This is a genomic window from Butyrivibrio sp. FC2001 (genome assembly GCF_000424125.1).
In the GTDB taxonomy this organism is placed as follows: domain Bacteria; phylum Bacillota; class Clostridia; order Lachnospirales; family Lachnospiraceae; genus Butyrivibrio.
Map to the genome: position 1 here is coordinate 81,704 of NZ_AUJH01000014.1, position 23,609 is coordinate 105,312.

22 protein-coding genes are annotated in these 23,609 nt (G+C 41.5%); 19 read left to right on the forward strand and 3 right to left on the reverse strand.

From position 1 onward, the window contains the following. The first annotated feature begins 133 nt into the window (after nucleotides 1–133). Together G601_RS0108460 and sfsA are read left to right on the forward strand one after the other, a co-directional pair. Nucleotides 134–1,039 carry an AAA family ATPase gene (locus G601_RS0108460; protein WP_026665073.1) on the forward strand — a complete coding sequence of 302 codons (906 nt, stop codon included), beginning with the start codon at nucleotides 134–136 and terminating at the stop codon, nucleotides 1,037–1,039. A 98-nt stretch (nucleotides 1,040–1,137) separates the two neighbouring features. Beyond that, on the forward strand, nucleotides 1,138–1,812 hold the full coding sequence (sfsA, locus tag G601_RS0108465; RefSeq protein WP_026665074.1) for a DNA/RNA nuclease SfsA: 675 nt from the start codon (nucleotides 1,138–1,140) through the stop codon (nucleotides 1,810–1,812). Nucleotides 1,813–1,846: 34 nt separating this feature from the next. Here sfsA and G601_RS22530 read toward each other — a convergent pair whose 3' ends face one another. Both G601_RS22530 and G601_RS0108475 read right to left on the reverse strand, forming a co-directional pair. Continuing rightward, nucleotides 1,847–2,644, reverse strand: coding sequence for a hypothetical protein (locus tag G601_RS22530; protein WP_035790520.1), 798 nt, complete (start codon nucleotides 2,642–2,644; stop codon nucleotides 1,847–1,849). Continuing rightward, nucleotides 2,631–3,440: a hypothetical protein gene (locus G601_RS0108475; RefSeq protein WP_026665076.1), complete on the reverse strand. Its 810-nt coding sequence runs from the start codon at nucleotides 3,438–3,440 to the stop codon at nucleotides 2,631–2,633. The genes G601_RS22530 and G601_RS0108475 overlap by 14 nt, the downstream gene beginning before the upstream one ends. A gap of 215 nt (nucleotides 3,441–3,655) precedes the next feature. Between G601_RS0108475 and G601_RS0108480 the strand changes: the two genes are divergently transcribed. The 17 genes from G601_RS0108480 to G601_RS24900 all read left to right on the forward strand — a co-directional run bounded on the left by G601_RS0108480 (nucleotide 3,656) and on the right by G601_RS24900 (nucleotide 22,181). Beyond that, on the forward strand, nucleotides 3,656–4,204 hold the full coding sequence (locus tag G601_RS0108480) for a helix-turn-helix domain-containing protein (protein WP_026665077.1): 549 nt from the start codon (nucleotides 3,656–3,658) through the stop codon (nucleotides 4,202–4,204). A 1-nt stretch (nucleotide 4,205) separates the two neighbouring features. Further along, the gene (locus G601_RS22535) at nucleotides 4,206–4,562 is read left to right on the forward strand and encodes a hypothetical protein (RefSeq protein WP_035790553.1); all 357 of its coding nucleotides are present in this window, start codon (nucleotides 4,206–4,208) and stop codon (nucleotides 4,560–4,562) included. 65 nt (nucleotides 4,563–4,627) lie between these two features. After that, nucleotides 4,628–6,361: a CAP domain-containing protein gene (locus G601_RS0108490; protein WP_026665078.1), complete on the forward strand. Its 1,734-nt coding sequence runs from the start codon at nucleotides 4,628–4,630 to the stop codon at nucleotides 6,359–6,361. A gap of 25 nt (nucleotides 6,362–6,386) precedes the next feature. Continuing rightward, nucleotides 6,387–6,914, forward strand: a complete 528-nt coding sequence (locus tag G601_RS0108495) for a cysteine hydrolase family protein (protein WP_026665079.1) — start codon at nucleotides 6,387–6,389, stop codon at nucleotides 6,912–6,914. A 76-nt stretch (nucleotides 6,915–6,990) separates the two neighbouring features. Further along, the gene (amrS, locus tag G601_RS0108500) at nucleotides 6,991–7,851 is read left to right on the forward strand and encodes an AmmeMemoRadiSam system radical SAM enzyme (RefSeq protein ID WP_026665080.1); all 861 of its coding nucleotides are present in this window, start codon (nucleotides 6,991–6,993) and stop codon (nucleotides 7,849–7,851) included. Nucleotides 7,852–8,046: 195 nt separating this feature from the next. Continuing rightward, on the forward strand, nucleotides 8,047–9,216 hold the full coding sequence (locus G601_RS0108505; protein ID WP_026665081.1) for a FecR domain-containing protein: 1,170 nt from the start codon (nucleotides 8,047–8,049) through the stop codon (nucleotides 9,214–9,216). A gap of 244 nt (nucleotides 9,217–9,460) precedes the next feature. Beyond that, complete coding sequence (locus G601_RS0108510; protein WP_026665082.1) at nucleotides 9,461–10,810, forward strand: FxLYD domain-containing protein; 1,350 nt, start codon at nucleotides 9,461–9,463, stop codon at nucleotides 10,808–10,810. Nucleotides 10,811–10,812: 2 nt separating this feature from the next. Beyond that, nucleotides 10,813–11,403 carry a VanZ family protein gene (locus G601_RS24890; RefSeq protein ID WP_051205687.1) on the forward strand — a complete coding sequence of 197 codons (591 nt, stop codon included), beginning with the start codon at nucleotides 10,813–10,815 and terminating at the stop codon, nucleotides 11,401–11,403. Between the two features lie 155 nt (nucleotides 11,404–11,558). Continuing rightward, nucleotides 11,559–12,587 (forward strand): SGNH/GDSL hydrolase family protein, encoded by a 1,029-nt coding sequence (locus tag G601_RS24895; RefSeq protein WP_051205688.1) that lies wholly within the window; start codon nucleotides 11,559–11,561, stop codon nucleotides 12,585–12,587. Between the two features lie 93 nt (nucleotides 12,588–12,680). Beyond that, entirely contained in the window at nucleotides 12,681–13,670 is a 990-nt protein-coding gene (locus G601_RS0108525) for a LacI family DNA-binding transcriptional regulator (RefSeq protein ID WP_026665083.1), read from the forward strand. A 136-nt stretch (nucleotides 13,671–13,806) separates the two neighbouring features. After that, nucleotides 13,807–16,113 carry a glycogen/starch/alpha-glucan phosphorylase gene (locus tag G601_RS0108530; protein WP_081673454.1) on the forward strand — a complete coding sequence of 769 codons (2,307 nt, stop codon included), beginning with the start codon at nucleotides 13,807–13,809 and terminating at the stop codon, nucleotides 16,111–16,113. Nucleotides 16,114–16,216: 103 nt separating this feature from the next. Next, a complete protein-coding gene (locus G601_RS0108535; protein WP_026665084.1) occupies nucleotides 16,217–17,341 on the forward strand; it encodes a fibronectin type III domain-containing protein in 1,125 nt (374 codons plus the stop codon). Between the two features lie 11 nt (nucleotides 17,342–17,352). After that, nucleotides 17,353–18,249, forward strand: a complete 897-nt coding sequence (locus tag G601_RS22550) for a hypothetical protein (RefSeq protein ID WP_035790522.1) — start codon at nucleotides 17,353–17,355, stop codon at nucleotides 18,247–18,249. A gap of 134 nt (nucleotides 18,250–18,383) precedes the next feature. Further along, nucleotides 18,384–19,106: a glucosamine-6-phosphate deaminase gene (gene nagB, locus G601_RS0108545; protein WP_026665085.1), complete on the forward strand. Its 723-nt coding sequence runs from the start codon at nucleotides 18,384–18,386 to the stop codon at nucleotides 19,104–19,106. A gap of 47 nt (nucleotides 19,107–19,153) precedes the next feature. Beyond that, nucleotides 19,154–20,287 carry an N-acetylglucosamine-6-phosphate deacetylase gene (gene nagA / locus G601_RS0108550; protein ID WP_026665086.1) on the forward strand — a complete coding sequence of 378 codons (1,134 nt, stop codon included), beginning with the start codon at nucleotides 19,154–19,156 and terminating at the stop codon, nucleotides 20,285–20,287. Nucleotides 20,288–20,370: 83 nt separating this feature from the next. Next, the gene (locus G601_RS0108555; RefSeq protein ID WP_026491260.1) at nucleotides 20,371–21,552 is read left to right on the forward strand and encodes an acetyl-CoA C-acetyltransferase; all 1,182 of its coding nucleotides are present in this window, start codon (nucleotides 20,371–20,373) and stop codon (nucleotides 21,550–21,552) included. Nucleotides 21,553–21,602: 50 nt separating this feature from the next. After that, nucleotides 21,603–22,181 carry a hypothetical protein gene (locus G601_RS24900; RefSeq protein ID WP_051200713.1) on the forward strand — a complete coding sequence of 193 codons (579 nt, stop codon included), beginning with the start codon at nucleotides 21,603–21,605 and terminating at the stop codon, nucleotides 22,179–22,181. Nucleotides 22,182–22,981: 800 nt separating this feature from the next. On the opposite strand, the gene G601_RS0108565 is transcribed toward G601_RS24900, so the two are convergent. Then, the gene (locus G601_RS0108565) at nucleotides 22,982–23,584 is read right to left on the reverse strand and encodes a TetR/AcrR family transcriptional regulator (protein WP_026665087.1); all 603 of its coding nucleotides are present in this window, start codon (nucleotides 23,582–23,584) and stop codon (nucleotides 22,982–22,984) included. Between the last annotated feature and the right edge of the window lie 25 nt (nucleotides 23,585–23,609).

Consider the following 23,609-nt stretch of genomic DNA (forward strand, 5'->3'; position numbering starts at 1 on the left):
CAGAATATAGAGCATCTTCACATAAAATCAAATGTGGAGATGCTTTTTCGTGGGAAAATTTATATAATATAGATAGATTCTACAGATTATACACTTGTTCATATTTCATCATAACGAAAGTAGGGGGTCGCTTATGAGGGATGGTTTAAATGTATTAACACATGATCAGCAGAGGGCAATGCAGGTTCTGAATTCCGGACTGAATGTGTTTTTGTCCGGGACAGCAGGTACCGGTAAGTCTTTTTTAATAAATGAGTTTATAAAAGGAAAGAAAAATAAAAACGTTATTCTTTGTGCGCCTACCGGGGAAGCTGCGGAGCGCAATGGAGAAGAGGACCTTCAAAAAATATTTGAGATGCCTGACAGGATTCTGAGGGTGGGCGAATATAATGTTGATCCCAGTCAAAGGCTCGACCAGGCAGACATAATTATTATTGATGATATAAACAGCTGCAGGGTTGATATGTTTGAGTATGCTATCAGGACGCTGCAGTTTATAGCTAATTTAAAAGAGCTGGCATCTTCATACGACCATGCCGATAAGCAGATAATTCTTGTGGGAGATTTTTACCGTCAGCCACCGAAGATAGCGGAAGAGTACAGATCACAGTTTATATCAGAGTGGGGAGTGAAGAGAGGCGAGGACCGCTTTGCCTTTAATTCGTCACTTTGGGATGAGCTGCTGTTGGCAAATGTGATTTTGAAGGCTCGTATAAAGAAGGACGAAGTGCCCGAATACATGGAAAGAGTCAACATCATCAAGACATGCTACGAAGCTGGTACGGATCTTTATATGTATGATCAGACTCTCAGAACTACAAAGGTTGTATTTGATTTCTACGAGGGTATTGCTATCAGGAATTATCCTAACGTTGACAGGTTAAGACAGGTCAACGCAAAGACGTATATTGACTGGAATGACGCCGAGGATGCTGAGCTCAGGGACGAGTGGGCCATGGGAGTTGGAATAGACGAGATAGCCAAGGCTCACGACAGGACTGTGGGAGCAATCAGATCCAGGCTTTTGAAGATTTCTTGATTTTTGATTTTGCTTGCAAGAATCAAGGAAATAGTGGAACAATATGGTTTGGACAATTTTATTTTGATGCTCTAAACTTACGCAAAGGACGTTAAACATTGAAATACACCACTATTACACCTGCAATTTTCATATCCCGCCCAAACCGCTTTATTGCCAGGGTTAATCTTGATGGTGAGGAGCTTGCTGTTCATGTGAAAAACACCGGGCGTTGCAAGGAACTCCTGATTCCGGGATGTAAAGTGCTCCTGGAGAAGGCTGCGAATCCCGAGAGAAAAACACCCTATGATCTTGTGGCGGTTGAGTATGATGGGTGCTTTATCAACATTGATTCCCAGGCGCCTAACGCTGTTGTTAGAGAGTGGCTCCTTAAGAGTGGTGAGTATGATCTTGTAAAGCCTGAGTATAAATTTGGAGATTCCCGCATCGATTTTTATATGGAAAAAGCTGGCGAGAAGTTTCTAATGGAGGTGAAGGGGTGTACACTTTTTAAAGATGGAGTCGGGTATTTTCCGGATGCTCCGACTGAGCGCGGAGCAAAACATTTGCGAGAGCTTGCAGGTGCGATAAAGGAAGGTTACAAAACAGCTGTCGCCTTCGTAATTCAGGGAGAGGGTATTAACGAAGTACGACCTAACGAAGAGACGGATCCTGAATTTACAGCCGCTTTTCATGAAGCAGTGGCAGCAGGGGTTAAGGTGATTTTCTACACTTGCAGAGTGACTGAAGATGAGATAGAGATTATTGGTTTGGGACCGAAGAGTACAATTTAATGGCTATTCTATAAGATAAGAGCAGATGGTTGACTTACCATCTGCTCTTAATTACATCTCCTTTGAGATATAGGTTTCCTTTTACATTTTCTTTAATCGGAGTTAGAAGGTTCTGCTTATTTAAATAAGTAATGTTTTGGCGAGAGCATTTAAGCTCGGCACATGAATCGCTGGTGTCGTAAAGGTTTTTCTGTACAAAAGAGATAAAATCCTTGTATTGTAATGGAATGGTCAATCCTTCTTTATATAGCTTCCATGCAGGAATATCAATGGAATCATTGAAGGTGGCATAATATCCACCGGTACCAAGCTTGCAGGAGTTGAATAATCGTTCGTTTGTAAGGATTTTTTCAATTTTGCTATTACCGGTAAATGATTGTAGGTCCACTTTTTTTACGGTCATATCAGTAAAAAAGCATAAGAGATGATAGCCTTCTAAGGCCACGATGTCTATCAGGTTTTTGAGTTGTCTTTGGCGTACATAGTCAGGAATAGATTCGATTTTTTTTATGTATAAAGCGTCCTGAGAACAGCGACCATCGGCAAGTTCCAATAATTTCATCTCATCATAGGACTTGAGCTTGTGATGAGTCAGGATTGATCCTATGTTTTGGCGGCCCCTTGGGATTACTCTTTCCTGAACCCATAAAAAGCTGATGTCTCTGGGGATGGTGTAGATACCTTTTTTGACAAAGCTTGTCAAAAGAAGTGGTGCTGTCCATTCATCCAACTCGTCACTCAGTTCTATAATGCAGGTCTTGTCTTTTTCGTAGTACAAAAGAATTCCTATAAATAGTTTCTCTGCTTCGTCATTGATTTCAAAGATTTTCATATATTTTGTACCTTTCAAAAATCATGTTCCAGGTCTTATCAATACGGGTTTCTGATATGATATCGTGAAGATCGCCGAAAATAATATCTTTATCTGATGCATGGAGTTTGTGTCGCAGTGGTTTATGCTTAGGGTCCATCAGCGAGAGATTATCAAGGCATGAAAAGCTGCCTATAAAATTGTTGCATGACTTATCTGCCAATATATCAAAGCTTTCTAAATCATCCTGCGTGTAACATGAATTAAGAAGTGACACACCATGGTCAAATAAAGGAGCTATTCTAAGTGTGTGCGCACGGGAATTTCTTAGGATTTCAATATTTGCTCCGTGTCTATCTCTATTCAGAATAATAAAATCGATGGCTATCATGGTGTCGATATAATTTTTCCATCCCTGACGAACGCAGAAATCATAATGGGATTCTCCTGGTTCGCAGTTTGTTCTGTAGTAATCATCTAAAGCTATTTTGCTTTCTCCTGCTTTTTTGAAATCTGTAGAAGCACAGAGATATGTGTTAAAAATGCTGTCTTCAATTTCTATATCAGCATTGATGAGTTCATATGGCAGATGCTCCACGCCAAATATATCAAGCAACCTATCCACTATAATTTCATTTACACATTCATATCCGATGACGCCTTTTACGGAATCAAAATTGGACAGCTTATAGTATTTTTTTTCACCATCAAGAGTAGAGGTGGCCTTAAGGAAAGTACCTGCTGTGCCGCTTGAACTCCTTACATGAGACCATTGAAGATATGTGAGATTCTGTTTTTCTTTGATGATTGTAGCCATAGTATCACCTCATGATCTGTATTTGACGTACGTCAAATATATATGCATAGTATATCAGCTTTATTTGACGAGCGTCAAATGAAATATAAATTAAAGAAATAAAAGTGCCTATATCCCGATGCAATTCCATCCCAGCAAAACATAATGGATACTAACCATCAAAATAATGGTAAAAATTGCTTTACACACCATCATTTTGATGGTTTAATTGTGTTATGAAGACAATAAATTATGTAACTCCGAATTCAATAAAGGCAGAGGATATCAAGGCTCTAAGGGCAAAGCTTAAAATGACGCAGAAAGAATTTGCCCTTTTTTGTAATGTGTCAAAGCCGACTGTAGAACGCTGGGAGATGTCTGATAAAGATATAACCGGTCCAGTGACACTTTTGGCACAGATAGTGTTGCGACATCCGGAGATTGCGGAGGAGCTGGCGCTGCCTGAGAAGAAGTGTCCTATGAGGTTGTGGTATTACTACCTGAATACAGTGTGTACAATTATAGATGTTGACACAATAAATCAGAGAGTAGAAATAAAGAATTACACAGATAATCTGATTTTCCGGGCGTTTGGAAGGAATGAGCATCCGACGTTTGAGGATTATGAACAATTTCTGAGGTCTAGATGTTTTCCGGAAGAACGTGACAAGATGAAGCTTATGCTAAGGGAATTGGATATTCCGTTTTATGATCCTCTAATGATAATTGAGAAGACAAACGGTCGTATGGCAGAGGACGATTTTTGGATAAAGATTGAGAGATAGTATGATAGAACTTTTTGAGAAGGATAAAAAGGATTTTAATAGGAAATCTTCTAAGGGGAACCAGATAAAATGGGAGAAGGATGATATCTGGTACAAGGCTGATTATACAGGCTATGAGGGCTTGGCTGAGTATGTCATTTCGCACCTTTTGATGAAAAGTAGCCTTGATGAAGATGAATTTGTGGTATATGAGCAGGAAGAGATTAGATATAAGACACAGACATATATGGGTGTCTCATGTAGAGATTTCCTTAGGAAGGGAGAACAGTTAATTACCTTAGAGCGTCTTTTTCAGAATGTTTATGGGACCGGAGCTAACAGTATGATATATAGCGTGTCTGAGCATGAGGACAGGTAATATATGAGCAGATGAGAAAGTATAAGTATTTATTCAGGTGAATAAACCAGGGAGGAAAAGTTTTTATGTGGGGAAAAGGTCAATTAAGAAGAACAGCTATCGTTTCGCTTATTTTTCTTGTAATGCTGTGTGGGGTTAAGGTAGACACTCACGCTGCGGGTACGACTACTTACAAAGTCACGGGTAAGTATGATCAGACATCGGCAAGGAGTATGCTTTCGACCATAAATGCTTATCGTACAGGAGGCAAGGCCTGGATTCGTGATACCAGCAATAATAAGAAGTCTCTTGGTAAGCTTAATGCGTTACAGTGGGATTATAATTTGGAAATAATCGCAATGCAGAGAGCGATGGAAATATCTGTCAGAGCAGATTTGGATCATAAAAGACCTAATAACACCTCTTACTATACATATACTTATAACGGAACAAAGACTAATGGAGAGAATATATATGGCATAAGTAGGGCTTCAGGTGCCCAGGAAGCTTATGAACAGTGGATGGAGGAAAATGAACCGTACTCTGGTCAGGGGCACAGAAGAAACATGCTTAATTCAGGGTATACTTCTATTGGAATAGCTCATGTTGTAAGAAACGGACATCATTTCTGGGTACAGGAATTTGGACATTCAAATTCTAATGCTTCAAAAACGAATGCTGTAAACGATTATAAGACGCTTTCAATTGAGGTATTGAATGGCTTTCTGCATTTATATCTTCGTGACGCTGACGATTGGGACAGCATTGAAATAATGTATGGCGAGACCTTTGATCTTGGGGAAATAACCGAGTATATAACTGCTGAAACAACAACAGAAGGCTTAGACATTGATTTTCCTATTGAACCGTTAGAGCCTCCGATAGCAACAAGGAGACCAACAAATTGGACAGTGACCAATAGTAAGATTGCTGCTGTGTCCGGTAACAAGCTTACTGCTAATAAGATTGGAACTACTAGTATTACTACCAAGTCAGCCCTTGGAAAAACCTTGAGCATGCCGCTTACAGTAACTGCATGCAGAATCGGTTATACCTCAATAAATCTTGATAAGTACGACTATGAATACACCGGAAAACCGATAACACCAAACATAAAAATCACATACGCCGGTAAGACCTTAAAGCAGGGCACGGACTATACTGTTTCATATAGTAATAACATCAATCCAGGAACTGCGAAAGCTACTATCACAGGAAAAGGGAATTTTACAGGAACTACTACCAGGTCGTTTTATATAAGGAAAAAGGCAAGTGACATAGAGCCTCAGAATCCATCAGAAGGAGAAGGTGGTTCAGAAAATGTCTGGGAGGAAAGCAAGGATACAGAAGAAAAACAGCCTGAGAATCAAACAGCAGATAAGCTTTTAGATGACGGAAAATCCTGTATAATAGGCAATGTAATATATGTTATAAATGGAAATGACGCAGAGGTAAGCGGATGCACAGGGGATATTGCATCATATGCTGCGCCTAAATATGTGACGATTTCAGGGAGAGAATATCGCGTATCTTCTATAGGAAGCGACGCCTTTAAGAAGATTAAAACCTTGAAAAAGGTTGACCTGTCAAAATCAGAAATCGAAACAATTGGATCGGGAGCTTTTTCAGGGGACAGCAATCTCAAAAATATAAAGCTGAACGCTTCTGCGCTTAAGAAGGTCAATAAGAACGCATTCAAAAAAATATCCTCAAAGGCTAAATGTACAATTAAGGCCAAGGATAAAAAGGCTTACGATAAGCTTGTTAAGAAGGTTAAAAAAGCCGGAATGAAAAAAGGCACATTTAAAATGAAGAAATAAATACATGGGAAGGAAGTATGAAAAAATGAGAAAATTACTTGTAGTAATCGACATGCAGAAGGATTTTGTTGATGGGGCACTTGGAACAAAGGAAGCAGTAAGCATAGTTCCAAACGTTATTGAGAAGATCAAAACCTATGATAAAAAGGATGTTTTCTTTACAAGAGATACTCATCAGGCAAATTACATGCAGACCCAGGAAGGTAAGAATCTTCCGGTGGAGCACTGTATAGAAGGAACGGAAGGCTGGGAGATTGATGCAAATATCAGGCCTCTTTCAGAAGGAACAACCATAGTTGATAAGCCTACCTTCGGAAGCACAAAGCTTGCCCGTATGATTAAGGACATTGCAGATAAGGAAGATATTGAGATTGAACTTGTCGGACTTTGCACAGACATTTGCGTGGTTTCCAATGCACTTATGCTCAAGGCTACAATGCCTGAGGTGTCAATAAGCGTAGATGCATCCTGCTGTGCGGGTGTAACACCTGATAAGCATGGCGCGGCGCTTGAGACAATGAGATCATGTCAGATATATGTGAAGAATGATTAAAATGTCTCTGAAGAAATCTCTATCGGAAAACGGCAGCAATAATGTTTAAAGATGGAAAGAAAATGAGGCTATATGTATGGCTAAGTGTAAGGTGTGCTACAGACACTGCGAAATTGAAGAGGGCGGGCTTGGTTTTTGCAAGGTGAGGACTGCTGCAGACGGAGTGGTGGTTCCTGTTAACTATGGGAAAATCACCAGCATAGCACTTGATCCTATTGAGAAGAAGCCCCTGGCTAGATTTATGCCGGGAAGCAAGATCATTTCGGTTGGCTCCTTTGGCTGTAACCTGCGCTGTCCGTTTTGCCAGAACTATGAGATATCCTGGTCGGATGAGGCGTATAGCTTTAATGACAGGGCAGAGTATCTGCCTCCGGAGGCGCTTTCTGAGCTTGCACTTAGCTATCGCGGTCGGGGTAATGTGGGAGTTGCCTTTACCTATAACGAGCCTCTTGTGGGGTACGAGTATGTAAGGGATGCTGCGAAGCTTGTCCATGAAAATGGAATGGTGAACGTTCTTGTATCTAATGGTATGGCGAGTCTTGAAGTGCTTGAGGCGATCATTCCCTACATCGACGCCATGAATATAGATTTAAAGAGCTTTACGGATTCCTATTACGAGGATTTCATCAAGGGCAACAGACAGATGGTGATGGAGTTCATCGAGGAAGCGGCAAAGCATTGCCACATTGAGCTGACAACTCTGATCATTCCAGGCGAAAATGATTCCGATGAGGAAATGCGGGAGCTTTCAGGCTGGATCGCATCATTAAAAGGATCTGATGGCAAAAATATAGGACAGGAAATCCCTCTTCATATTTCAAGATTTTTTCCAAGATTCCATCTGACTGACAGGGATGCCACGGATGTTGGTCTCATCTACCACCTGGTTGATGTGGCACGAGAAAATCTTAAGTATGTTTATACCGGAAATTGCTAGAGCCAGGGAACAGAACTACAAAATCATTTGCGAGCCCTACAGGGCTTAGCACACTTAATAAAAATATTACATTTATTTTATACATAACATTATCAGGATATCGTATAATTATTTATGATGATAGAATTGCAATGACTGTCGGGGATTTTCAGCATTGCATGATATATATTCAGAGCGTTTGAGAAAGGTGGCGCTATGAGGGGAGTATACGATTATCAGATTTACAAGGCAATGCGTGTGGGCAGAAGACTGCTCGCATGCATTGCTGTGTTTTTAATGATAGTCAGCTTTTCAGGGGATACCATCGTTGCTGAAACAAAGACTGAGACTGAAAATGCCATGCGACTAACGGGTGGCAGTGGAACCATAAGTGTCACAGGTAACAACGGTAAGAAGGATAAAGTCACATCCAAGATGAGACTTTCAAACGGAAGCACCGTTGCCACGGCCTCAAGGAGCTACGCTTATGTAAGTCTTGACAGCACGAAAACCATAAAGCTGGACGCCTTGACCAAGGCAGAGGTTAGAAAGAGAGACACCAGATATGCCGTTCTCCTTAACTCCGGCAATCTGTTTTTCAACGTAACTTCTCCACTTACAGAAACGGAAACCTTCAATATAAGAACCTCAAATATGAACATGACAATAAAGGGCACATGTGCACAGGTTGAGGTGATTGATTCCAGACATACAAGGGTATGCCTTTTAGAGGGAAGTCTTCACTGCAAGCTTACAAGCCTTAGAACAGGTGAGAGCAAAACGCTCATAATGCTGGCAGGACAGGCAGCCGATTTTTATCTAAATGGCGAGAGCCAGAACGACTGTAAGATCGTAACGGAGGAGATTACAGCAGATGCCATAAGGGGCTTCGTACTTGCAGAGCTGTACAGGGATAAAAATCTCGCAGCCAAGGTTTATCAGCAGAGCGGACTGGACTTCAGAAGCTTGACCCAGTCTGATGTAGATGCAAGACTTCGAAAGGACCAGAATAAGGCCGGAACCAGCGCAGCAAAGGCCAAGGATAATTCCAAGAGAGCCATGCACATGGACTTTTTGGAGGATCATGAGGAAGGAAAGGTTATATATACCACAGAAGGTGATGTGACCATAATTCCGGAAAATCTTTGTCTGGAGCGATTTAAAGGACCGGGCTGTCCCGGAACACCTCCGGCATCTGGCTCAAATAATGACCAGAATAATAACTCCGGTTCAAACGATCAGAACAATAACCAGAATAAAGATCATGGCAAAAAGACTGAGCGCATCTCGGGAGAGATGAGAAATTATAATGATGAAAAGTGGGAGATTAAGATTCCCAGTCCGAATGCGAACACGGTAATAAGAAATTACTTTGATGACCTGTAAACATGATACTGCCGGGTATTGTCACGATACCCGGCAGTACTTGTCACGAAAAGTTTTCTATGAGGGAGATAAGAGAATTACATTCCTTTATCTTATGGTCTTATATTAGGACCAAAATCGTAAGGAAAAGTGTCGGGTTTGTGATTTATTTGTGAAATGTAAAAAGGCAGTATAATGCATCATTGAAACCACTAAAGATGTTTGTTACTCTTATACTGTAAAACGTTTTAATGAGGGGAACATTATGAAGTATGCGTTTACAACATTTGCACTGATAGTGACGTTGCTGGGCGGCTTTATATTCGGTGCATATTATATGTATAGAAAGAATAATCCGCTTCCCGCTGAGCAGGTGAATGAGGCGCCATCTGAAGAAGAGGCGCTTGATAACTCTGAATATTACGACAGCGACGGCAATTGGATTTTTAAATATAACACAGAACAGAGCGGCTATGGCGGCAGCGGTGCATTGGTAGCCGGCGGCGACGCATCTGAGAACATCGATTATCGCATAACAGGAACTAATTTCGTATATGAGGATGACGGCTTGTATTCCGGTTTTCATGCGGTAGTTACAATAGAGAATATAGGAAAAAGTAATCTGTATCTCGGTACAGAATCAGTTTTCGATATTGAGGACAGAAACCTTGAGGTAGTTGATTCCTATGACTATGTCCGCGCAGTGCCGGATGTAATAGCACCCGGTGAAAAGGGATATTTCTACGTGCCCTACGGACAGATCAAGACCCGAGAGGACAGTGTGACCATAGAAGAGGGCGATCTCTCAGGCGACACACCAAATCCCGGCGAGGCGAACAGCGTAGAAGGCAATTTTGACGGCGAAGATGTAAATTCAATAGATATAGAAGAGCTTGAAAAGGCACTTGAGGAAGAGGGACTTACCACTTCATCAATAAAGGTGGAGGAGCCCGTACTTATGGCGGCTGCCAAAGAAAATGGCAAGACCTCTACAAGTGAAGCCGGAGAGCAGAGCGGTGGTACAGAGCTTCTGCCTTCGGATGAGAGTGGAGAAGAAGCTTCAAAGCCTGCAGAGGGCGAAGCTGACAGCAGCGCAGAGAAAAGTGCTGATACTGAAAAAGCACCCACAGAGGGTGAGGCGCCTGCAGAAGGAGAAGAGGTTTCATCCGGTGATGCCACTTCCCCTCAGGAAATCATCAATTCAGTAGTAGGAACTGAAGAGGAGAAGAAGAAAGAAAAGGTTAATTATCCCGGACTTTCTCTTTACAGAGTGCATGAGTACTTTATCATGCCTAATCTTGACGTCAAAAAATGCGCCAATGATCCTCGTTCGGACTTTGATATTTCCAACATTATGTATGGAAGTAACACCAGCGGATATTTCACCTTATCGGCTGACGTATCCAATTCCACAGATAAAAATGTGGATTATATCCCTGTAACAGTTGTGGCTCTCGATCGCAGAGGCAATGCCATAGCAGTTGGCAAGGATTCAATTACAGACTTTTATTCAGGAGCAACCAGGAGCTTTGGCGTAAGCTATATCCTTACAAGAGAACAGCGCTCTAACATTGTACAGTGCGTTGTTTACGCCAGAGAGGCCGTTAGTAAATAGACATGATATCAAATTTTTTACAGGATAATGAGGCCCTGATCAGACTGATTATGTCTGATATTCAGGGCATGACCAAATATATACATATTGGCGTTGGAATAGCTCTGGTCTACGGAGTACTCTATCTGATATATGTAATTTTTTGTAAGATCACGAAAAGAGAGAGGAAGCTCAGCGCATGGCATGCAATATCTGTATTTGCATTGCTTATATATCTGACAGCCATTCTTTTTATAGTGTTTATGAGCAGAGAGGCGGGGCAGTACGATGGAGTTAATCTTCATCTGTGGTCCTCATGGGGCATAACGACCCGCAGAAAAGCACTTTTCATAGAAAACATCATTATGTTTATTCCGATGGGGATACTGCTTCCCTCAGCATTTAAAACGTTCAGGAATCCTTTTGTGTGCATTTTTAGCTGTGCGGTGATGTCCTGCTTCATTGAACAGACGCAGTTTATCTTTAAGCTTGGCTTTGCTGAGCTTGATGATGTGGTGACAAACACGCTTGGAGGCGCAATTGGCTGGATAATTTGGGGCATTTTATGGTTTATTTGCCTGATTATTCACGGTATATTCCACAAAAATAAGTAATATTTTCGTAACAAAAACTTGACGAATGCGTAAAAATGGGTTAATATTCCGAACTATGAGGGAGCATAACAGGCTCCCTTCTTTCAGATTTTCATTTATCTTTGTAACCTTATAAACTTGTTTGGCATAGGAATCACGGAGTAACTAATATTTTTATGAATAGAACAGGTCGCAGGAAGACAAGAAATAGAAAACATAAGCAATTAATAAGAATAGTTCTGGCTATATCAATTCTCCTTATGATTGTACTGATCACAGCGTATACTGTGCAAATACTGGACAATCAGACGACAGCTATGGCTAAATCGGATGTCGAGATGGTCAAGGTAGAGAATAAAGCCGGCGCAGATGTTTCTAAGGCTCAGACTGCCAAGGTGACAAAGACTGTCAGCAAGCCTACCACTTCAAGTGAGAATACCTACAAAGCTGACAATCTATTAAAAGACGATTCCACCACAACCGACTATAAAATAACCGTTTATGAAACCGCTAAGAGCTTCTATTCCAATGAGCGTGTCAACGTAAGAAGCGGCGCAGGAACAGAGTTCGAGAGACTTGGAGTAATTAAGAGAGATACCAAGATGACAGTACTTGGTCAGACAGATAATGGCTGGTATCAGGTATCCTTCAAGGATGAAGTAGGATATATCAAAATGGACTACCTTCAGGAGAAGGAGCCCGGTGTTGAATATATTTTCGCAGGTGATTCACGTACAGTTCAGATGAGCCGTGCCGTTAAAAAGGGTGAGTACCAGTGGATCGCCAAGGTTGGAGAGGGCTATTCATTTTTCTCAAATGAAGCTGTTCCACAGATCGATGCATATGTGGGAGACGGAAGCGTGATCATCATCAATTATGGTGTGAACGATCTCTACAATGCAGATAAGTATATCAATCTTATTAATAAGAAGATTGATACATGGATTTCAGCAGGTGCTACAGTTTACTACGCTGCTGTTACTCCGGTAGGTAATTATCCTACGATCACCAACACTGATATAGAGAGCTTCAATGCCGCTATGAGAAAAGGCCTTGATAGCAGGGTTGGATGGCTTGATGGCTATTCATTCCTTCAGAACAACGGATTCTCAACTGGCGACGGACTTCATTATAATGATGCTACTTACCAGTCACTTTATACCTATTATGTGAATCAGGTAGCTGCAGCTAAGGAAACAGCATAAATTATCCCTAAGACCCGGAGTAATATCCGGGTCCTATTTATTTAAATCTGTGTTATACTATCCAAAGAAAAAAGTATTTGTGAGGCGGTAAAGATGGTATCTATCAGGGATGTGGCAAAGGAAGCAGGGGTTGCCATTTCAACAGTTTCAAAGGTCTTAAATAATTATCCAAATGTAAGTGAAGCAACGAAGAAGAAGGTTATGGAGGCGGTTGAGCGCCTTAACTTTGTGCCTAACCAGGTGGCAGCAGCTCTTTCCTCCAAGCGTTCAGGAAGAATCGCGCTTCTTCTTAAACTCAATATGAAAACTCAGGCCATCGACGAGATCGACATGCAGTACATTTCGGGAGCCCTTGGCATGGCACAGGAAAAGCAGCTGGACTGCATTACCGTTTTCTATTCCATGATAGAGCATATGAGTCATGAAGAGATGACAAGATACTTCGCATCACAGAACATAAGCGGAATCGTAATCTTCGGAATGAACAATGACGATAAGGTTCTGCATCAGCTTATCTCATCGCAGAACTTCAAGATAGTTGTAGTTGATGGCAATATCTTAAATGAAAGCACATCTGTTGTGGGCATCGACCACTATCAGGCCCAGATCGATGTGGCTGAGAAGACCATCAAGGAAAACACAGGAAATAAGATACTCTACATAGCCGGTATGAGAAACAGCTATGTTACAGAGGAAAAGATAAGAGCCATGGAAGATCTCTCCAAAAGGATGAAGCTCAAGCTCTTTATAAGGAACGGAGATTTCTCAGAATTAAAGGCAAGAAACATAGCGCTTCGCTATGCTAAGAATAAGGAAATAGTAGTCTGCGGATCAGATCTTATGGCTATTGGTGCCATGAAGGCTCTTATGGATATGGATATTTTCCGTCCCGTCTGCGGTTTTGATGGAATCATCCTTATGGGCTACGTCGGAAAACAGATGAACACAGTTAAGCAGAACTTCGCAGAGGTTGCAGCCGAGAGTGTAAGAGAACTGAACAGATTACTCAACGGATCATCCGGAAGAAAGGTGCGATTGCCGCATACTTTAGTAAGGATGAAATATGAGGACATCATCTGTTAAGCCTGCGTTGCAGGCTTATTTTTTTATACTTGCGGAAAACGTTTTCATGTGTTATGATATATGCAGTTCATGAGAAAACGTTTTCTGCGAAATTGGCAGAACCTAAGTTTTTACATTTTTTGAAAGGAAGGATGGAATGAGTCAGCACACTAATTTACAGCAGGATGTACTGGTAACAAACATGGAGGAAGCACTCCTTACTATATCTAAAGAGAAATTTGGCAAGGAGATCAAGGATCTTAGCAACAGGGAGACATATGTAGTTCTTCTTGATTATGCTAACCGCCTTATGGATGTTGCACAGATTGAGGGTGGAGAGAAGAAGATTTATTACATCTCAATGGAGTTCCTTATCGGTAAGCTCCTTTCTAACAACCTTATCAACCTCAGAGTTTATGATAAGGTAAATGAGATTTTGGAGAAGAACGGTAAGCACCTCGCTGAGATTGAAGAGTGTGAGCCGGAGCCTTCACTTGGTAACGGTGGTCTTGGAAGACTTGCAGCTTGCTTCCTTGATTCAATCGCTACACTTGGTCTTGCAGGAGAGGGTATCGGACTTAACTATCACTTTGGACTTTTCCGTCAGGTGTTTAAGGACAACCTTCAGACAGCTGAGAAGGATTCATGGATCGAGAACGAGTCATGGCTTGAGAAGACAGATACTACTTTCGAGGTAGCATTTGGTAAGAAGAAGGTAGTTTCAAGACTTTACAACATGAACGTTGTTGGTTATGACACTGGTGTTAACAAGCTCAGACTTTTCGATATTGAGACTATTGACGAGAGCCTTGTTAAGAAGGGCATCACATTTGATAAGGAAGAGATCGCTAAGAACCTTACACTTTTCCTCTATCCCGATGATTCAGATGAGGCTGGTAACCTTCTTAGAATTTACCAGGAGTATTTCCTTGTAAGTAACGCTGCACAGCTTATCTTAAGAGAGCAGAAGGAGCGTCAGTATGACCTTCGCGAGCTCAATAAGCACGCAGTAATCCAGATCAATGATACACACCCGACAATGATCATCCCTGAGCTTATCAGAATCCTCGTTGAGGATAAGGCATTCACAATGGATGAGGCTATTGATGTTGTATCCAAGACCTGCGCATACACTAACCACACAATCCTTGCAGAGGCACTTGAGACATGGCCTCTTAAGTATCTTGAGAAGGTTGTACCTCAGCTTGTTCCTTATATTAAGGAGCTTGATAAGAGAATCCGTGCTAAGGTTAAGGATCCTGCAGTTCAGATCATTGATAAGGATAAGAAGGTGCACATGGCATTTATCGACATCCACTATGGATTCTCTGTAAATGGTGTTGCAGCTATCCACACAGATATTCTTAAAGATACAGAGCTTAACGATTTTTATAAGCTTTATCCTGAAAAGTTCAACAACAAGACAAACGGCGTAACCTTCAGAAGATGGCTTATGTCCTGTAACCATCCTCTCACAGAGTTCCTCTCTGAGACGATTGGTGATGGCTTTAAGAAGGATGCAGATAAGCTTGAGGATCTCCTTAAGTATGTGAACGATCAGGCTGTTCTTGATAAGATTGAAGACATCAAGATGCAGAAGAAGAAAGAGCTCGCTGCATATCTCAAGAAGCACGAGGGTGTTGAAGTAGATCCTAACTCTATCTTCGATATCCAGGTTAAGAGACTTCACGAGTACAAGCGTCAGCAGATGAATGCTCTTTATATCATCCACAAATACCTTGAGATCAAGGGTGGTAAGAAGCCTGTTCGTCCTCTTACATTTATCTTTGGTGCAAAGGCAGCTCCTGCGTATGTAATCGCTCAGGATATTATTCACCTGCTTCTTTGCCTCCAGGAGATTGTTAAGAACGATCCCGATGTATCACCTTACATGAAGGTTATCATGGTAGAGAACTACAACGTTACTTACGCTGAGAAGCTTATCCCTGCATGTGATGTTTCAGAGCAGATCTCACTTGCTTCCAAGGAGGCTTCAGGAACAAGTAACATGAAGTTCATGCTTAACGGTGCAGTTACTCTTGGTACAGATGACGGTGCTAACGTAGAGATTCACAACCTTGTTGGCGATGATAACATCTATATCTTCGGTATCAGTGCTGATGAAGTTATCGCTCACTACAAGAAGGCTGACTACGTTTCTAAGGATTACTATAAGAAGAGCAAGGTTATCAAGGAGGCTGTTGATTTCATCACATCCAAGCAGTGCCTTGCAGTTGGACATAAGACTAACCTTAAGCGCCTTCAGGACGAGCTCCTTAATAAGGACTGGTTCATGACACTTATCGACCTTGAGGATTATATCCGTGAAAAGGATCTCATTTTCGCTGATTATGAGAACCGCGACAAGTGGAAGAAGATGATGCTTACAAACATCGCTAAGGCTGGATTCTTCTCATCCGACAGAACAATCGAAGAGTACAACAGAGATATCTGGAAGCTTTAAATATGTTACCCGCCTCAAATCTGAGGCGGGATTTTTATTGAGAAAATGTGTTAAAATAGGCGATGTGATTAAGGGGAACTATTGTTAAGGAGGAATTTGGGTTTTGAAAAAAGTTTTTGCTACAGGTATTTTTAGTCGTTCATTTTCATTGTTGATGGCGGTCATGTTTTTCATGGCAACGCCTGTCACATCTTATGCCGGAGGTTCTGATCCGGTCTATGATTCCATGACTCAAAAGTCTGAGTCCATGAGTGATTTCATGAAAAAGGCAAACAGATATTATGGACATATTTTGGCGGATACATCTTCGCCGGAATCTAAGAGAGTTCTTTCAATGGGAGCGGTTTACCTTTCAAGTGGAGAGATACTTCCTGACAAATTCACTGTTTATTTTGGGAAAATCAAGCTTTTTGCATATTCGCTTTCCAAAAGAAAGTGGATTGTCATTGATTCACATCCATATCCATGCGGAATTCGTATCTATACTCTTCCATGGGAGAATTCAAAATCAAAAAAATGTAACAGTATAACCTACACTGATAGCTATGCAAAGGTAGATCTGACAAAAGAGGAGATGAACAACTGCGTTCTCCATTTCTGGGGAAAGACTGCGTCAATCGATAAGTCTGATTATCTATTCTATGCCTGCGCTTTTGATTTTTGGACTGACGAAGCTGCCGCCGGGAAATTTACTGCAACAAGTGGAATAGATACCAAGAACAGCGATGGATCTAAAACAATAGTACAGTTGTATTCATCAAGAGGGCTCACGACTGAGACTATCAGGAAGACGCAGTGGGGGCACACTGTTCCAAACGATGTATATTCGGAATACAACACATCTTCTCTTAACGCGCTGTTTGAGAGCGGACAGCTTGAGCCTGGACTTTATACAGGAAAAGAGCCTAAGGGAACAGTACCTGTTGATCCCTACATGAAAAAGACAAAGATCAAGGATGTGACCACAGGCAGATCATCACTAAAGCTCAAGTGGAAAAAGGTTAAATCCGGGATTGACGGTTATGAAATCCAGTACAGTGATAATAAGAAATTTAAGAATAGAACGGGTTCGATTTTAATTAGTAAAGCGTCTGCAACTTCAAAGAAGTTCAAACATATAAAATATGGAAAGAAATTCTATATACGCATGCGCACCTATAAGAATGTCGGAAAACAGAAGGTGTATTCCAAGTGGAGTAAGAAAGCTTCGGCAAAGCTTAATGGGTGAAAAGTAAATAAATGAAACAAGACAACTTAATAACACCAAAGTACAAGGATACTACCTTCAGGATGTTGTTTAATGACAAGAAGGTACTTCTTTCTTTGTACAATGCGCTTAATGGTACAGATTATGATAATCCGGATGACATGATTATCAATACCATAGGCGATAGCACATTTATGAAGGTAAAAAATGATGTATCCTTTATCTTCAATTACGAGCTGGGAATTTTTGAGCACCAGTCAACACCATGTCCCAATATGCCATTAAGGGATTTATTCTATGTAGCAAAGCTCTTAAAAAGCATAACTCAGAAAGATGACCTATATAGGTCGAAGCTTATTAAGATTCCATCGCCCAAATTTTTTGTATTCTATAATGGAACAGAGCCTATGGAGGATAAAAAGGTTTATAAACTATCCGAGCAGTTTGAAAAGCATGAAGAATCTCCGGATCTTGAGCTTATAGTTACTCTTATTAATGTCAATGAGGGACATAATCCTGAACTTATGGCAGCGTGTGAGACGTTAAAAAATTATAGTATTTTTGTAGCTATCGTGAGAAAATATATAAAAGAGATTCCTATGGAAACAGAAGATACCGATGAGCCTATAAAGGATGCTATTGAGAAGGCAATCGATGAATGTATAAATCGAGGCATTTTAAAGGACTTCTTTGAAAAACGCAGAAAAGAGGTAGTGGAAATGGAAATGTGGGATTACGATGAAGAGCTTCACTATAAGACTATCGCTCAGGAAAAATATGAGGATGGCGTCGAAAATGCTATGGATATGCTTAACTGGCTTCTTGAACAGGGAAGAGAAGTAGACATGAAAAAAGCTATCTCGGATAAAGAATTCATGAAAAAAATGTTTGAGGAATACTCTGAGGCTAAGAAGGCATCTATATGCTGATGATATCGTAGCTAAATGAAATAAGGAGTTTGTAAAGGACAGTTGTAGAGGTTTCAGCTGTCTTTTTCCTTATGAAAACTCGCTGGAACTTATGGATTGAACAGTAAAAAGGTTAATTCGGAGGGACGCCAGTTATGAAAATAATAAGAGCAAAAGACTATAATGATATGTCCAGAAAGGCAGCCAACATTATATCTGCGCAGGTTATCATGAAGCCTGATTCTGTGCTTGGTCTTGCGACAGGTGCAACACCGGTCGGGACCTATAAGCAACTCATTGACTGGTACAATAAAGGGGACATCGATTTTTCAGAGGTTACAACAATTAACCTCGATGAATACAGGGGGCTTCCTAAAACTCATAAGCAGAGCTACTGGCACTTTATGCATGAAAATTTCTTCAATCATGTAAATGTACCGGAGAATAATATTCACGTTCCGGATGGCAGTAATTTAAACAGTGAAGAGGCCTGCGAGGAGTATGAGGAAATTATCAGAAAAGCAGGTGGAATAGACTTACAGCTCCTTGGTATTGGTACTGATGGCCATATCGGATTTAACGAGCCCGGGGAGGCCTTCGAGCTTTTGACCCACTGCGTTGATCTTACTCAGAGTACCATCGATTCAAACCAGAAATTCTTTGGTGACGAGGAAATGCCAAGACAGGCCTACACCATGGGAATAAAGTCAATCATGCAGGCAAGGAAGGTTCTTATGGTGGTTAACGGCGAAAGTAAGGCTGACATCATAGAGCGCGCACTTTTTGGAAGGGTGACTCCGGAGGTTCCCGCTTCAGTTCTTCAGATGCATCCTGACTTTACGATCATTGGGGACGAAGCAGCTTTTTCAAAAATCTGAGATAGATGGGCTAGGCGCATATACGCGTTAGAGTATAGAGGCGAAAGATGAAAATTACAGGTGCAAAGGTATTTACAGAAAATCATATTTTTACGGAAAAGGATATCTGCGTTCAGGACGGTCGTATTGCAGACATCTCCGCGGATAGCGAGACTTTCGATGGCACGGGATTAATGGCGATTCCGGGACTCGTGGATATTCATTTTCATGGAGCAGTTGGACACGATTTTTGTGACGGCGATGCAGAGGGTCTTAAGGAGATAGCAGAGTATGAAGCAAAAAGCGGCATCCTGGCAATCTGTCCCGCTACCATGACAATGAGTGAGGAGACCTTAAGTAAGGCAGTCACTGTTGCAAAGGAGTATGCACAAAAAAACAGTGAGCATGATGACAAGGCGGACCTTGTGGGAATAAACATGGAGGGACCCTTTATCAGCCCTGACAAGGTGGGAGCACAGAACCCGGAATTTCTTAAGCTCCCGGATGCAGAGATGTTTAAGCGGCTTATGAAGGACAGCGGAGATTTAATTAAGCTTGTGGATATTGCACCTGAATTATCCGGAAGTATGGAGTTTATCAAGACTCTTTCAGATGAGGTGAATATCTCAATTGCCCATACCTGCACTGATTATGAGACAGCTATAGAGGCTTTCGATGCAGGTGCAAGACATTTGACACATCTGTTTAATGCGATGCCTGGATTAAATCACAGACTCCCGGGACCAATAGCTGCAGGCATAGAGAAAAGAGCAGAAGCTGAGCTTATAGCAGATGGAATTCATGTCCATCCCGCCATGGTGAGGTTTGCGTTTAATGCTTTTTTGCAGGATAAGATGATTCTTATTTCAGACAGCATGGAGGCCACAGGACTTCCGGATGGCGAGTATCAGCTTGGAGGACAGAAGGTCACTGTATGTGGAAATAAGGCAACTCTTACGGAGAAGCCCGATGTCATAGCAGGCTCCGTAACCAATCTTTTTAACTGTATGAAGAATGCGGTACAGAATATGGGAATTCCTGTAGAGAGAGCTGTAAGGGCAGCAACTGAGAATCCTGCGAAGGCCATTGGAATTGATGCTGATTACGGAAGCCTTAAGAAGGGCTGCTATGCAAATATTCTTTTAGTGGATGATGAGCTTAACATAAAGTATGTGTTTAAAAAAGGAAAATTACTAAAGTGATGTCTAATTGCATAGTCATTACAAAGAATGTGTTATAATTTGTATAAACAATTTTTCATTATTCAAATTAAGGAGGAATAGTAATGGCACGAAAAGTAGTTTTGGCAGGAGCATGTAGAACACCAATCGGTGTTATGGGTGGAGCACTTAAGGATATCACCGCTCCTGAACTGGGTACTATCGTAATCAAGGAAGCACTTAAGCGCTCAGGAGTTAAGCCTGAGCAGGTTGATGAAGTATATATGGGCTGTGTTATCCAGGCCGGAACAGGTCAGAATGTAGCACGCCAGGCAGCAGTTAACGCAGGTATCCCGGTTGAGGTTCCTGCAACAACGATCAACGTACTTTGCGGATCAGGTCTTCACTGTGTAAACCTTGCAGCAAAGCTTATCTCCATGGGTGATGCAGACATCATCGTTGCAGGTGGTACAGAGAGCATGTCACGTGCACCTTATGCACTTCAGAATGCAAGATTCGGTTACAGAATGAATAACGGTGAGCTCATTGATACAATGATCAAGGACGCTCTTACAGATGCATTCGGCGGATTCCACATGGGTATCACAGCAGAGAATATCTGCGAGCAGTGGGGACTTACAAGAGAAGAGCTTGATGAGTTTGCAGCTAACAGCCAGCAGAAGTGCGAGAAGGCTCAGGCTGATGGCAAGTTCGATGAGGAGATCGTTCCTGTTCCTGTTAAGGTTAAGAAGGAAACAGTTATGTTTGCGAAGGATGAAGGCCCCAGAGCAGGCGTTACAAAGGAAAATATTTCAAAGCTTCGTCCTGCATTCAAGCCTGACGGAATGGTTACAGCAGCTAACTCTTCAGGTATCAACGACGGTGCTGCAGCTATCGTTGTTATGAGTGAAGAGAAGGCTAAGGAACTCGGAATCAAGCCCATGGCTACATGGATTGCAGGTGAGCTTGCAGGTGTTGAGCCCCGCATCATGGGTATCGGCCCTGTTGCTGCTACCAAGAAGACAATGGCTAAGGCCGGCTACCAGATTTCCGACTTCGATCTTATCGAGGCTAACGAAGCTTTCGCAGCTCAGTCAGTTGCAGTTGGTAAGGAGCTTGGCTTCGATCTTAGTAAGCTCAATGTAAACGGTGGAGCAATCGCTCTTGGACACCCGGTAGGATGCTCAGGCTGCCGTATCCTTGTAACTCTTCTTTATGAGATGCAGAGACGCGATGCCAAGAAGGGACTTGCTACTCTCTGCGTAGGTGGCGGAATGGGTGCCGCTGCGATAGTAGAGCGTGACTAAGGTGATCACTTAGCGAGGTCCTTTCGAACTTCATTATATTGCGAGGTTATATGAACGTTAATCTTGGAAAAGGCTTCGGCCCACTTGATTTTGATGAAAATGGAAAAATGTTTTCTATTTTTCCTGAAGACCTGCCATACATAGATGATGGCTTTGACGGAGATGGCGCAGACTTTACTGTTTATGTAGATGCTGAGCTTGTTGAAGCTGTTTGCAATTCAGGGCTGGACTTCGATGATTTTCTGCGGGCCGATGAGGAAGAGCGTCGGGCGATGCTGGAGGACGTAGGACTTAATCCGAATGATTTTGAGCTGGACTTTGACAGAGATGTAAGAGACAGGCTTGAAGCAGAAGGATACTTCGATTCGGAGTATGACTACGATGATCTTGATGATGAAGAAGGATCAGAGGATGACGATTACGACTTCGAAGAAGATGATGACGAGGACGATGATGAGGACTCGGATGAATTCGATGAAGATGATTTCGAAGAAGGGGACTACGACGAGAACCTCGATGAAGAGTTCGACGAAGGAGAAGATGACGACTTCGATGAGGACGACTTTGAAGACGGCTTCGGAGATGACAGTGATCAGGGAGATGCTTTTTTCGGAAAGCTTGGTCACTAATATCTAAATTTATGACGCAGGAGGGTAGATACCTTCCTGCGTTTTTTCTTATAGGAAAATAATTCGGATAGAAATAGTTGTCTGGAAATAAAACAGGAACAACTAAACGACGGAAATAAGCAGAAATAGTTGTCCGAGCAAATAATCGGAACAACTAAACGGCGGAAATAAGCTGAAATAGTTGTCTGGAAGTAAAACAGGAACAACTAAACGGCGGAAACAAGCAGAAATAGTTGTCCGGAAATAAAACAGGAACAACTAAACGGCGGAAGTAAGCTGAAATAGTTGTCCGGAAGTAAAACAGGAACAACTAAACGGCGGAAGTAAGCTGAAATAGTTGTCCGGAAATAAAACAGAAACAACTAAACGGCGGAAGCAAGCTAGAATAGTTGTCCGAGCAAATAATCGGAACAACTAAACGACGGAAACAAGCAGAAATAGTTGTTTTGAAAAATGATAGGAACAACTAAGTCTTCGATTATTGCTGTAATAGTTGTCATAATAATTATTTTTTGTGATAGCTGTAAATCAATAATGAAAATATAAAGTGCTAATCTCAAAAAAAAATAAAAATAATGCTTGCACAGTTTGTTAGCCTATGCTAATATAACTGTGTTAGCAAAAGCTAACTTATATGACATACATAGTCATAAGAAATCTCCTACCTGAAAAACCCCACGTCTTGCCAACGTGGGGTTTTCTTAAAATATTTTATGAAGCCCGAACGGGCGACTTAATAATAATTCTGAAATCATGCTGTTTATATGTAGAACAGAGTACAGATTTTTATTGATATAGCTTCAGTGAAGTTCATACTCCTTCATTATGCCTCTAACAGCATATTCAAGTTCAGGCAGGAGTTCATCAAGAGGCTGAGGCTGCTTATAGATTATTGAGCTGTAGCCTGCGGAGCCTACCATTTCAACAATGAGAAACATCATAAGCTCCGGGTTTCGATATTTTATCTCGGATGCTTCGAACATCTCTGTGATGATCTGAAGGAAATCAGTCTCGGAGTCATCTTTGTTGTTGGCCATGGCTTCCTTAAACAGAGCCCAGCTTAAGTCCTTATAGATAAGAGTAAGCAGCATGTGATTGTTTGATAGCTCGATGAGGATGTGCTTCATCATAAAGATGATCTTGTCCTCTACAGTGTGAAGGTTTTCCTTAAGAAGTGCCTGATAAGCAACAGCAAAAAGCTGGTTCGATTTTCGCGCAATCAAACGATTCCTTATATCATACTTGTCCTTGAAATATAGATAGAAGGTTCCCTTCGCAACGCCGGCTTTCTTAACAATATCAGAGATCGACGTTTGGTTGATTCCCTGCGAGGTGAACAACTCAAAGGAGGTGTTAAGCAAAGAATCCAGTTTCAATTTTTTATTTTCATCCCATTTTCCCATAGCTTTATCCTAACACAAAAATGTT